We start from the raw sequence: 11,834 nt of genomic DNA, 5'->3' as shown, positions 1-11,834 counted from the left end.
CTAGGAGTTCTTCTTGTTTTCTTCAATAACGCTGAGCGCCTCTTGGAGTTCTTCAGGGGTATCCGTCTTGAAGATTCCACCCTCTCCGAGGTCCTCGCGAATGGCTGCTTCAACTTCAGGATCGTGGTAAAGCTCTGCGATCTTGATGAGCGTTGGGTTGGTCTTGTCTTCGTCGCGAGCCACAAACGCGTTGATGTATGGCTTCGAAGAATCGGCGGCGGGATCATCCTTAGCGATGATCAGGTCCTTGCCGAGCTTGGCTGCGGTCGCGTAGTTGTTGTTGACAATGGCGCCAGCCAACGAATCCAGATTCTGCGCAGTCATCTTGGCGTCCATCTGGACTACCTTGACCTTGGAGTTGGCGGTGTCGATCTCAGCTGGGGTGGACGTGGAGTTCGCGCCGCCCTTGATGGAGATCAAGCCAGCCTGCTCAAGCACAATGAGCGAACGGGACAGGTTGGTGGGGTCATTCGGGACACCAATTTCCGAACCCTCAGGGATTTCCTCGGTGGACTTGTACTTCTTCGAGTACAACGGCAACGGGTAAATCGCGGTGGCGCCAATAGGCTGCAGGTTCTTGTTATTGGCCACGTTGTAGGTCGCCAAGTACTGCAAGTGCTGGAACTCGTTCAAGTCCAGCTGCTTCTGATCAAGCGCCGGGTTTGGCTGGTTGTAGTCAGAGAAGTTCTGGAATTCCACGGTCACGCCGGTTTCTTCCTGAACTACCTTCTTGAACACTTGCCAGTACGGCTCAGCGCCGTCGGAAACACCGATCTTGACCGTCTTGATGTCCGTGGGTAGCGCCGAGGCTGAACTCTGGCTGCCGCCATTGCTGGCGCCGCAAGCGGTAAGCAGGGAGATTGCGAGAGCGGCAACTGCCGTGCGTCGCGCAATGAGAAGTTTCTTGGTCATGATGCTCTTTCCGGCTGGAAGTTTGAGTAGTTCGCCCTCTCAAGCTACGCGGAAGGAGTACACAAAATGAACTCGTGAGTAACAACTTTGCCGAACGACGTTCGAGAATCACGCCATTCTCACAATTGCAATCGAATAATCTTCGGCAAATGGTGAAAATGGAGCTATTGCTGATGAATCAAGTTGTGGGTGGGAACCAAATGGTTGACGGTGTAGGCGGCAATGAAAATCAGGTCTACACCAAATGATTTCTGAACTATGTGGCCGAATGTTACGTCGGCGCGTAACGGATAAATTGACCTAGCGGCGAAACACGTTGCCGAGGGCGCCGGGCCACCGTGGGGCGTCGGCAACTCGGACGTTGAGCGAGTTTGGCAAAATGCGCGCACGGATGCCCATCACTTCGCCCACTGGATCTCCATCCAGCTGGGCCAGAATGGGTTCCACGCTGCGAAGTGAGAACTGTTCGCCTTGGAAGTATTCAATGACAGGGATGCGGCGCTTCACGCGAACCACGGTCTTGACGAAGATGCGGGCCCAGTCAACGGGTGATCGTGGGGTCATGACTACGAGGTCCATGAGGCCGTCGTCCACTTTGGCGTTGGGCACAAAGTCGAATCCGCCTTGAAGCTTGCCGCAGTTCGCGAAAATCACGGAGCGCACGTTGCGCTTTTCCCAGTTTCCGTCGCCTACCTTGAAGCTGATGGGAACGTTGCTGCCCTGAATTTTCCGGAAGCCGGCTTCTACATAGGCGAGGGGGCCGACCTTCTTCTTGAGGTCATCGCGGGTGTCGTCCATGACTTCGGCGTCGATTCCCACGCCGCCCATCACCAAGAACACGTGCTCGTCAATCTCGCCACTGGGTCGTTCAAGGTCGATCCGCACGGCGTCAATGGCACGGGCCTCGCCGTGAACGGCGCCGCTGATGGATTCGCGAAGATCATCCACGTTGATTTCAAGGTTTCTCGCGAGCAAATTGCCGGTGCCCAGGGGGAGGATCGCCATCTGGAGTGGCTCTTCGCCCTCCGGGGTCTCCCGCTGGGCGAGCACTTCGGCGACCTCGCGGACCGTGCCGTCGCCACCCGCGGCCACAATCACGGTGTAGCCGGCCTCGATGGCGTCGAGGGTCATCTGCCGACCTGGATCATCCACGGTGGTCTCGAAGAAGCCGGGTTCTTCAAAACCAGCATCCTTCACCGCCGCTGAAAACTGCGTTTGAAGCTTGGTGGCCCCGTTCTTTGACGGGTTCAAAATCACCGCAAAACGCTGTTCGCGAGTACTCAATGTGACGCCCCTCCGCCGAAGACATGCTCTATTCCTTTGAGAATACATGGAACAGGTAACCTGTAACGGTGATCGACGTCAAAGAACTCACTGAGAATCCTGACCTTTTCCGTACTTCGCAGCGCAACCGCGAAGCCGATGAATCCCTCGTGGATCAAATCATTGCCGCGGACGCTTCTCGCCGCGCTGCAATCGCGGAATTCGAGTCTCTGCGTGCTGAGCAGAATGTCTTCTCGAAGAAGGTCGGCAAAGCCGGCGGTGAAGAGAAGCAAGCGCTTCTCGCGGAGGTCAAAGAATTGTCCGCACGCGTGAAGGAAGCTTCCGCCGCTTCTGACGCAGCGCAGGCCGAGCAAGAGCGCTTGGTCCGCATGATGCCGAACCTCGTTCTCGAGGGCGCTCCTGCCGGTGGCGAAGACGACTTCACCGTGGTCAAGACCGTGGGCACGCCTCGCGACTTCGCGGCCGAGGGCTTCGAGCCCCGCGACCACCTTGAACTGGGCGAACTCTTGGGCGCCATCGACATGGAACGCGGCGCCAAGGTGTCCGGTTCACGCTTCTACTTCCTCAAGGGCGTCGGCGCGCGCCTTGAGATTGCGCTCATGAACATGGCGCTTGATCAGGCGATTTCCTACGGCTTCATCCCCGTCATTACCCCCACCTTGGTGCGCCCCGAAACGATGCAGGGCACCGGTTTTGATGTGGAGCACGACGACGAAATCTACCGTCTTGAGCGCGACAACCTGTACCTGGTGGGAACCTCGGAAGTAGCCCTCGCGGGCTACCACGCCGACGAAATCTTGGATTTGGCGGGCGGGCCCATTCGTTATGCGGGCTGGAGCACGTGCTACCGCCGCGAAGCCGGTTCCGCCGGTAAGGACACCCGCGGCATCATCCGCGTGCACCAGTTCAACAAGCTGGAAATGTTCATCTACGCGCCAATCGAAGAGGCCGAAGCTGAGCACGCCAAGCTGCTGGCCTGGGAAGAAGAGATGCTCGCCAAGGTGGAGCTCCCGTACCGCGTGATCGACACCGCCGCTGGCGACCTCGGCATGAGCGCCGCCCGTAAGTTCGACTGCGAAGCCTGGGTTCCTACCCAGGAGCGCTACCGCGAGCTGACTTCAACCTCGAACTGCACCACGTTCCAGGCTCGTCGTTTGAACATCCGCGAACGCCAGGTTGACGCCGAGGGCAAGAAGGGCGGCACCCGCGCGGTAGCAACCCTGAACGGAACCCTCGCCACCACCCGCTGGATCGTGGCATTGTTGGAGCACCACCAGAACGCCGACGGCTCCGTCAACGTTCCAGCCGCTTTGCGTCCATACCTTGGCGGTCTGGAAGTTCTGCCAGTTCTTTAGGACTTTCCTCGAGAGAGTTCTCTGCGAGGGCTTGCGATGCAAGAGCCGTCAGGCGATAGCTAGAAAGGGTTGTCCACCGTGATCAACATTTCCACCTACCTGCTTTTCAATGGCCAAGCAACGCAAGCCCTCGAGTTCTATCACGAAGTTCTCGGCGGCGACCTCGACATCATGCGCCATGGCGACATGGGAAACACCGAGCACCCGGATTGGGTCATGCACGGCCAGCTCTCCACGCCGTTCGGCTGGGACCTCATGGCCGGCGACCACCCGAACGAGGAAGCTCCGGCGAAGGTCGGCAACACCCAAGCCTGCATTTGGGGAGACGACTCCGTCCGCATGACGGAGATCTTCAACGCGCTAGCAGTCGGCGGCACCGTCCAGACCGCGCTCGCACAGCAAATGTGGGGCGACTCCTACGGAGACCTCACGGATCAGTTCGGCATCTTTTGGGCTGTCAACATCTCCGGAAACCGCACGGCACCCTTAGCCGATTAACCCTCTTCGGCCCTCGGCTGAGTCTCTGCAGTCCGCAACCAGGGCACTTAGGCGAGCTGCGTCGTCGTACTAGAAAAATAACGCACGAGAGGGCGGGAGCCCGGACCAAAAATGGAGCCGGATCCCGCCCTCTCGTCGTGAAGGAGTGAGTGGCTAGTTGACTGTGATCTCGAAGACGCTCGTGGAGCCGGAAACCTCGTTGCCCACTACCAAGAGCGGCTGGCCGGTTGGGGAATCCGTGGCGGAGACGAAGTCCAAGCCCTCAGGGCCCAGATCGCCAGCCGCCTTGACGGTAGCGGCCTCATCGGAGCCTTCGTCAATCAATTCCTCAGCGTTGACGGAGAAATCGCGGTTGTTCACGTAGGTCACAAACTTCGCATCGGTGGGGGTGGTGATGTCGTAGACCATGACGCCGCCCACGCGCTCGAGGCCGGTGAAAGCGTAGGTGCGGCCGTCGATCTCGCCGATCGCGAGGCCTTCAGGCTCTGGACCCTTGTCATCGGAGCGGGAATCGAAGGAAGCTTCGGTGTGGTTCGAGTTGAAGTACTCAGGATTTGCCTCGGCGATGATCTCTTCAAACTCGGTGCCGGACTCGAAGACCAGGTTGCCGTTGGGATCGAAGATGGAGAAGCCGCGGCCACCGTAGGTGTAGAGCTTCTCGTAGCAGGAGCCGTCAGCGTTCAGGCCGTTCGCGGTGGTGATGTTGAGGCGGCCAAGCTTGGCGTCCTCGCGCAACTGCTTGACGGTCAACCCCACCTCAGCAGCAACGGAATCGCAGATCGGCGCGAGGCCGTCCTTGCCGAGATCCTTCACACGGGCCACCTCAGAGTAGCCGTCCCACTCGCGGGAATCGCCCTCGTTAGCGGTCACGAAGTAGTCCTTGCCGGACACCTTGTAGGAGCCGATTGCGTCCGGCATGCGGAAGCCCTCGACCGGCCACGTGGTGACGTTGATGGACTTGTCCTTGTCAGAGGCGTCCAAAGCGATGTCCATGCGATCAACCGTGCCCAGCGGGAGCAGGTCGGTGATAACGCCGGAGTTCACGTTGAGCACGGCCACGGCGTTGGCTTCTTGGACGCTGATGTACGCCTTGGAGCCGTTCTCGGTGACGGTGATGTACTCGGGCTCGAGGTTCTCAGAAACCGGGAACTCTGGGATCACGCCGGTGGCGTCCTCGCGGCCGCCGAAGACGCGCACGCCTTCAGGCAGGTTGTTTTCGAAAGCGTGGAAGTCTGCGATCTTGACCTGAGCCTGGGAGATGGCGCCCTTGAAGCCCTGGTTCTTCGCGGTGAGCGCCTTAGGCAAGGTCACGACGGCCACGGAACCTTCAGGGTCCATCGAGTAGTCCTCAGCTGGTTCGCCCTCGTTGGCGACCAGCGCGGTGGCGCCGTTCGGGGTGATGGTGACCATGTCAGGAAGCGATCCCACGCGCACTGCGCCGAGGATGGTTGGCTTTGCTGCGTTCGCGTCCACGTAGAGCAGCCAGCCGCGGTCCGTTTTGTCCGGAGCTTCCACGGCGACCACGCCGAGGCCGTCCGCGCGAACAGCTACCGAGTTGGCGACAGCGCCTTCTGGAATGACGGAACCGTCTGCGGCTGCGGTGCCGGCGGCGTTGATGTCGAATTCCCTGACGGGGTTGGCGGGGTCGCTCGCGTCGAGGACCTCCACCACGCCAGCGTTGGCGTTCACCGTGAGGATGCGCTGGGACCGCGGAACGAACTGCACGATTTCAGCGGCAGATTCGTCGAAGATTCCGGTGTCATAGGAGCCCACAGCGGACAGCTGCAGCGCAGCGTCTTCGGCGGAGTAGTTGACCGGGGTAGCAATGACGGAAGCGGATGCGGGAAGGGCGGTGGCTGCGCACGCGGTGACGGCGGCAAGGGTAGCGATGGTGGCGCGAGAGCGCTTGCTGCCGAGTTTCACAGAGTCATTCATGGGAGATTCCTTTGCGGGTGACGTGTGGGAACTCAGCCAACCTACGTTTCGCCCGTGATTTCCCCGTGACGTCACTGCAAATGACGGGTTGACGGAAGGTAAATTCGGGGTGAACTCTCGATTTGCGGTAGTAATTGACGCGGAGGTCGACGACGCAGCTTACGCCCGCAGGCAGCCTATGGAGGGCCTGTGGAATGCTAGGTGACACACGATTGTTGGGTTAGGTAAACACTCACACTGTGCGAACGGCTGTGGATATAAACGTGCGGTTCATCTTGTTGACCACTTGTTTACCGAGAGTTCATGCGGCGTGTGGCACGGTTCATCGCCAAAGACGGTGCGGAAGTGTTTCACTAGAACTTATGGCAACACAGATATGGACCGGCAACGAGGACCGGATGACAATGACAAATACTGACGTAAAGATTTTGAATGGCGTACATCCCCCGCTTGAGGGTGTTGGTGCGAAGAAGCTTGTGAGCCTCGATGTGGATGGCACCCTGGTGAACCACGACGGCCACATGTCTCCACGCGTGCGCGAAGCGGCGCTGGCTGTAGTGAACGCCGGCCACCACGTGGTGGTCTCGACGGGACGTTCCTTGGGGGCGACGCTTCCGATCATCGAGCTCTTGGAAATTGACCGCGGACATGCGGTGGCTTCGAACGGTGGCGTGACCCTGCGCATCGACGCCAACCAGAGCAATGGTTTCGAAGTCATTGACCGCCGGACCTTCCAGCCTGGTCAGGTGTTGCGCAAGTTGCGCGATGCAATGCCTACCGCAAAGTTTGCGCTAGAAACCGTGACGGGCGAGTTCCTTGCCACGGAGCGTTTTCAGGACATGAGCTTTGGCGTGGACGCACGCGGAGTGAGCTTTGATCAGCTCTTGGATATTGAGACCGTGCGCTTGGTGGTCTTCTCCACGGACACTTCCGCCGAAGACTTCGGCGAAGCGGTCCAGAAGATCGGACTTCACGGCGTCACCTACTCCGTGGGCTACAGCGCCTGGCTAGACATCGCCGCCGAGGGCATTTCCAAGGCGAGCGCGCTTCAGGGCCTGCAAGAACGACTCATCAGCGCCGGACACGAGATCTCTCAGACCGTTGCTGTGGGCGATGGCCGTAATGACATTGAAATGCTCACGTGGGCTGACCGTGGCGTGGCCATGGGTCAGGCTCCGGACGAGGTCAAGAACGTCGCGAACGAAGTCACCGGCGCCGTTGAGGCCGATGGCTTGGCCGATGTTCTGGAGTCTTTGCTCGAGGACTAGCCGCGGGCTACCTGCTCCGAGGCTTAGACGCCACGCGGGTTGTACGGAACGCCGGCCGGCTCCAACGATTCCGGACCGGACACTAGATCCAGCAATCGTGCGGCGGCCGGGCGGCACGCCCATTCTTCGTTCCAGAAGGATCGGGCGATCGCCTTCGAGACCGCTTGAGTGGAGATTCCCAGCGCGGACGCAATGGCCTTTTGCTGTCCTCTGACACCTGGAACCAAGAGATCCAGCACGGACCACTCAGCTTCGGTGCGCGTGAAAACAATCTGAGCAATGAGCCTCAACACCGCCTCCGCCTGAGCGGCGGCCTCGCCGTCGGGGCCCTCGACGGCCAACGGAATTCGTTCGGTGCTGCGCTGCGCCCGATTCACAGCGCGACGCGCGTAAACCAACCCGAACCCTTCGGCATCGTTGATGCTCTGATCCGCAAGCTGCGCGCTCGACTCAAGCTGCGTCGTCGTACTGGGTGGATTTACCGGACCTACGCCGATTCCAATATGCCAGCGGCGCTCGCGGATCGCGGCCAACGCGACTTCAACCGCCACGTGCGCGGACTGAACCACGCCGATGGCCTCGTCGCCGATGGAGCGCTGAAAAGGAACAAGCGTGGGGAGCTCGCTCAAGAGATCAAGGAGTTCCTCGACGCGATCGCCAGATTCCCGAGAATCTCGCTGATTGATGGTGAGGACGAACATTTCTCCATCTTCGCCGCACATCAACCGATTTGGGTTGATTTAGCCCCGCGAAACGCCGCAAGACCCGGGTCTATTCGCCGTAGCGACGCCGTCGGGAGGTCTCCGTGGCGACGCCGTCACTCCCCGAGCCCGCGCCGCTTCGCCCTGAGGCGGTGCCCTGACGACCCGGAACCCCCAAGTTGACCGTCACTAGACCCAGGTGAGGCCACTTCTCTACAAACCCATCCCTGTGAGAACACTTTGCTACAAGGAAACTCGAAGAAGTCGTTGCAAAGTGGCCGCGCATGGGGTGGGCCGGCGCTGAAACACGGTTGGAGCCAGGAGAACCGCGAAGTGGGGGCGTGGCCGCGGCGAAAACGGGAATAGAAAAGCGGAGCGCCCCGGCGTATTTGCCGAAACACTCCGCGTTTCTTGAAAACCTGACCAGGCAGGACGATTAGACGTCGCGACCCTGTGGCTCGTCCGCTGCAGACTCTTCGCCGTGCTTGATGAAGCGCTCGATGGAGCGCTGGAGCTCGGCTTCGGCAGCTTCGCGGCCTTCCCAGCCCTCAGCCTTGACCCACTTGCCTGGCTCAAGATCCTTGTAGCGGGTGAAGAAGTGCTCGATTTCCTTGATGAGCCAAGGATCCACATCTTCGAGTTCCTGGATGTGATCGAAGCGCTTGTCCTTTGGAACGCAGATGAGCTTGGCATCTCCGCCGCCGTCGTCCGTCATGTTGAAAACGCCGACTGGGCGGGATTCCACGAGCACGCCCGGGATGAGGTCCACGCCTGGGATCCAGACCATGGCGTCCAACGGATCGCCGTCTTCGCCGAGGGTGTCCTCGAAGTAGCCGTAGTGCGTGGGGTACTGCATCGGGGTGAAGAGCACGCGATCCAAACGCAAGCGGTGGGTCTCGTGATCAATTTCGTACTTGACGCGAGATCCGGCGGGGATCTCGATGGTGACGTCGTGTTCCATAGAAACCTGACTTTCCTCAGTAATAACTTTCACTACCCTGCGTGGATTGAATCGGCAGTTAGTGTTAACAAAGTGCTGTGCCAAGGCTACAAGGCAAGGCACGTTGACGGCTATTTGAGAGGCTTGCATGAATTGGAAGAGGGGTCGGCTTACCCTCGTTGCGGTGTTTCTCGTGGTCGCGCTCGTTGTGGGGCTGATCACGTGGCTGGTCATAGCGCTTGGTTCTTCACGCACGGAGGCACTTGCTCCGCTGAACCGCCCGACCCAAGCCGCGTCGTCGTACTCTCTTTTCCCGCCTGCGAGCGGCACGCAAGCTGAGGATTTTTCTCAGAAGTCGCAGGCCATCACGCAACTTTTCGATGACGCTCAGGGCGAGTTCACGGCGAGCGTGGTGGATGTTCCTAGTGGTGAGACCGTATTTTCGCGTAATGGTGAGACTGCGGGAGTGCCGGCTTCGAGCTTGAAAACGTTGACCGTTGCTGCCGCGTTGCAGACGTTCGATTCGACCCACCGATTCGCCACCACCACACTTTTGGGTGCTGATGGAACCGTGTATTTGCGCGGCGGCGGGGATGTTTTGCTGGGTTCGGGCGAGAATTCCACCGCCGTTTCGGGGCGGGCGGGACTTGCGTCGCTCGCGAAGCTCACGGCCACTGCTTTAAAGAACGACGACGCAGCCCCGGCTTCCGTAAAAATCGTCCTGGATGATTCGCTGTTCACGGGTGACGCGCTGTTGCCCGCGTGGGATTCTTCGCTCATGACGAGCGGCAATATTTCGGCGGTGCAACCGATCGCGATGTGGGGAGCGCGCTCGAGCTCGGCCGAGAAAGCCGGACGAGTCTCGGACCCCGCGCTGACGGCCGCTCAGGCTTTTGAGAAGGCGCTGGTGGCGGCGCTTGATGGATCCGGAATCAGCGTGACGGCGAGCGGTTCCGGGGATTCTGGCGGTATTTCTCGCGGAACGACCGCCGCCGAGGCGAAGGAACTGGCCAAGGTTGAAGGCGCTACCGTGGCCGAAGTCGTGGAGTTCATGGGCGAGGAATCGGACAACTATGTTGCCGAAGCACTGGGCCGACTCGTCGCTTTGCAGTCCGGGAAGCCGGGGACGTTCGAGGGCGGTACCGCCGCGATCCTGGAAAAGATTGGCGAGATCGGTGTGTCAACGGAGGGCGTGACCATGGTGGACGCGTCCGGGTTGTCCGCGGAGAATCGCGTGAGCCCGGCTCAACTGACCGGAGTTTTGTCTGCTGCCTCAAGGTCCAGCAAGGCCGTGCTGCGGGATGTGCCGTATGCGTTTCCGATCGCCGGACTGTCCGGAACGTTGGATGCGCGGCTGACGGATTCGTCCGTGGCGGGCGTAGTGCGGGCCAAGACGGGAACGTTGACGGGCGTGACCACGCTGACCGGAACCCTTGTGGATGAGAGTGGTCGGCAACTGGTGTTCTCCTTCTTCGCAAGCGACGTGGATTCTTTGACGGACGCTCGGGCCGTACTCGACGCGGCCGTGGCGGAATTGATCTAGCTTCACCCATAACGAAATCCACAGGTAAATCCGGGATTCGCGTGGTGGGATAGAGGGAGCGGTGACCGCCGCGAACTTCAGGAGGCGCAGTGTCTAACAAGCTCGAATCAGGCGAATCAGTGCAGAACGCCGAATCTGGTGACGTGTCAGCACCGCACATCGGGGATTCCCTAGTGGGGTGGGGCGTCGCAGCCACCACCGCCAGCAAGGTGTCCACTGCGGGACCCAAACTGTCTGTGCGTGAAATCCAGGACGTGGTTTCCGCTTTGCGCACTGCCGCCGACGAAGCCGTGGATCACGTGCAACGCATTACGCAGCTCGAAGCCGCCGCAGGTTTGCGGAATTCGCCGGTATTGGTGGTGGACCGCGCCACGTGGTCCAAAGCCACCATCGAGTCTTTCAAGTTCATGTTGACGCCAACTTTGCGCCGGTTGTGGGACGCAAAGGGGCACACCATGTCGCCGGCATCGACCGCCGTCTCCGCGGCCGTATCCGGTACCGAACTCGGTGTGATCACCGGGTTCCTATCCGCGAATGTGTTGGGCCAGTTTGATCCTTTCGCGGGTCGTCACGGGCGACTGTTGCTGGTGGCGCCGAACATCGTGACCATCGAGCGGGAGCTCATGGTGGAGCCTTCGGACTTCAGGTTGTGGGTGTGCTTGCACGAACAGACGCACCGCGTGCAGTTCGCGGCCGCTCCGTGGTTGCAAGGTTACTTGCAGGAGAACATCACGCAGCTGACGGCTGGGATGTTGGACTCGCAGGACGCGCTTGCAGACCGACTCAAGAACGCCGCGAAGGTGGCCTCGGAGGCTTTCAAGGGCCGGAAGTCCGGTGGTGATAGCGAGGAATTGCCTTCGCAGAGCACGCTGATGTCCGCCATCCAGACGCCCGAAGAGCGCGCCATTCTCAGCCACGTCACGGCAGTGATGAGCTTGTTGGAAGGCCACGCCAACGTGGTCATGGACGCGATTGACGCGAGCATCGTGCCGAGCGTGAAGACGATTCGTCGACGCTTCGACGATCGCGGCCGGAACAGGTCCTCGCTGGAGAACTTCGTTCGACGACTCTTGGGGCTGGACGCGAAGATGCGCCAGTACCGAGACGGACAGATCTTCGTCGAATACGCCGTGAAGGAACTGGGGATGTCCGGGTTCAACGTGGTGTGGGAAGGCCCGGAGAATCTCCCGACCGAGCACGAGCTGCATCACCCGCAAGAGTGGGTCGAGCGCATGCGCTCTGGTCAGGTCGGTCCGGGTAATCAGGCTGGTCAGGGTGATCTCGCGAGCCAGGGTGATCTCGCGGGTCAGGGCGGTGCTGGGCCCGCGGAGACCGTCGATGCAGATGCAGATGCAGGCGCACACGCCCCGCAGACTGACGCCACTTCCGGCAACTAAC

Annotated in this window: 11 protein-coding genes; 6 read left to right on the top strand and 5 right to left on the bottom strand. The window is 60.3% G+C overall.

Translation table 11 applies throughout. From position 1 onward, the window contains the following. Complete coding sequence (locus tag HD598_RS07080) at positions 1–912, bottom strand: MetQ/NlpA family ABC transporter substrate-binding protein (RefSeq protein WP_071894412.1); 912 nt, start codon at positions 910–912, stop codon at positions 1–3. Positions 913–986: 74 nt separating this feature from the next. On the opposite strand from HD598_RS07080, the gene HD598_RS07075 reads away from it, so the two are divergent. Next, entirely contained in the window at positions 987–1,160 is a 174-nt protein-coding gene (locus tag HD598_RS07075) for a hypothetical protein (RefSeq protein WP_157103256.1), read from the top strand. 52 nt (positions 1,161–1,212) lie between these two features. On the opposite strand, the gene HD598_RS07070 is transcribed toward HD598_RS07075, so the two are convergent. Beyond that, positions 1,213–2,196: a diacylglycerol/lipid kinase family protein gene (locus tag HD598_RS07070; RefSeq protein WP_071894411.1), complete on the bottom strand. Its 984-nt coding sequence runs from the start codon at positions 2,194–2,196 to the stop codon at positions 1,213–1,215. 68 nt (positions 2,197–2,264) lie between these two features. Between HD598_RS07070 and serS the strand changes: the two genes are divergently transcribed. Together serS and HD598_RS07060 are read left to right on the top strand one after the other, a co-directional pair. After that, positions 2,265–3,551: a serine--tRNA ligase gene (serS, locus tag HD598_RS07065; protein ID WP_071894410.1), complete on the top strand. Its 1,287-nt coding sequence runs from the start codon at positions 2,265–2,267 to the stop codon at positions 3,549–3,551. A gap of 78 nt (positions 3,552–3,629) precedes the next feature. After that, positions 3,630–4,049, top strand: a complete 420-nt coding sequence (locus HD598_RS07060) for a VOC family protein (protein ID WP_071895280.1) — start codon at positions 3,630–3,632, stop codon at positions 4,047–4,049. 153 nt (positions 4,050–4,202) lie between these two features. On the opposite strand, the gene HD598_RS07055 is transcribed toward HD598_RS07060, so the two are convergent. Then, positions 4,203–5,984 (bottom strand): choice-of-anchor I family protein, encoded by a 1,782-nt coding sequence (locus HD598_RS07055; RefSeq protein WP_183664797.1) that lies wholly within the window; start codon positions 5,982–5,984, stop codon positions 4,203–4,205. A 362-nt stretch (positions 5,985–6,346) separates the two neighbouring features. On the opposite strand from HD598_RS07055, the gene HD598_RS07050 reads away from it, so the two are divergent. After that, a complete protein-coding gene (locus HD598_RS07050; protein WP_260170510.1) occupies positions 6,347–7,252 on the top strand; it encodes an HAD family hydrolase in 906 nt (301 codons plus the stop codon). A 23-nt stretch (positions 7,253–7,275) separates the two neighbouring features. Here the strand turns inward: HD598_RS07050 and HD598_RS07045 are convergent, their stop codons facing one another. Both HD598_RS07045 and HD598_RS07040 read right to left on the bottom strand, forming a co-directional pair. Next, positions 7,276–7,953, bottom strand: a complete 678-nt coding sequence (locus tag HD598_RS07045) for a hypothetical protein (RefSeq protein WP_071894408.1) — start codon at positions 7,951–7,953, stop codon at positions 7,276–7,278. 436 nt (positions 7,954–8,389) lie between these two features. Beyond that, a complete protein-coding gene (locus HD598_RS07040) occupies positions 8,390–8,914 on the bottom strand; it encodes an inorganic diphosphatase (protein ID WP_183664795.1) in 525 nt (174 codons plus the stop codon). 127 nt (positions 8,915–9,041) lie between these two features. On the opposite strand from HD598_RS07040, the gene dacB reads away from it, so the two are divergent. Next, positions 9,042–10,436, top strand: a complete 1,395-nt coding sequence (gene dacB / locus HD598_RS07035) for a D-alanyl-D-alanine carboxypeptidase/D-alanyl-D-alanine endopeptidase (protein WP_183664793.1) — start codon at positions 9,042–9,044, stop codon at positions 10,434–10,436. 89 nt (positions 10,437–10,525) lie between these two features. Then, positions 10,526–11,833 (top strand): zinc-dependent metalloprotease, encoded by a 1,308-nt coding sequence (locus HD598_RS07030; RefSeq protein WP_409366178.1) that lies wholly within the window; start codon positions 10,526–10,528, stop codon positions 11,831–11,833. Position 11,834: the final 1 nt, after the last annotated feature.

This window comes from Neomicrococcus aestuarii (assembly GCF_014201135.1).
Classification (GTDB): domain Bacteria; phylum Actinomycetota; class Actinomycetes; order Actinomycetales; family Micrococcaceae; genus Neomicrococcus; species Neomicrococcus aestuarii.
The sequence above is the reverse complement of the archived record's forward strand: the minus strand, read 5'-3'. Positions and strand labels throughout refer to the sequence as shown.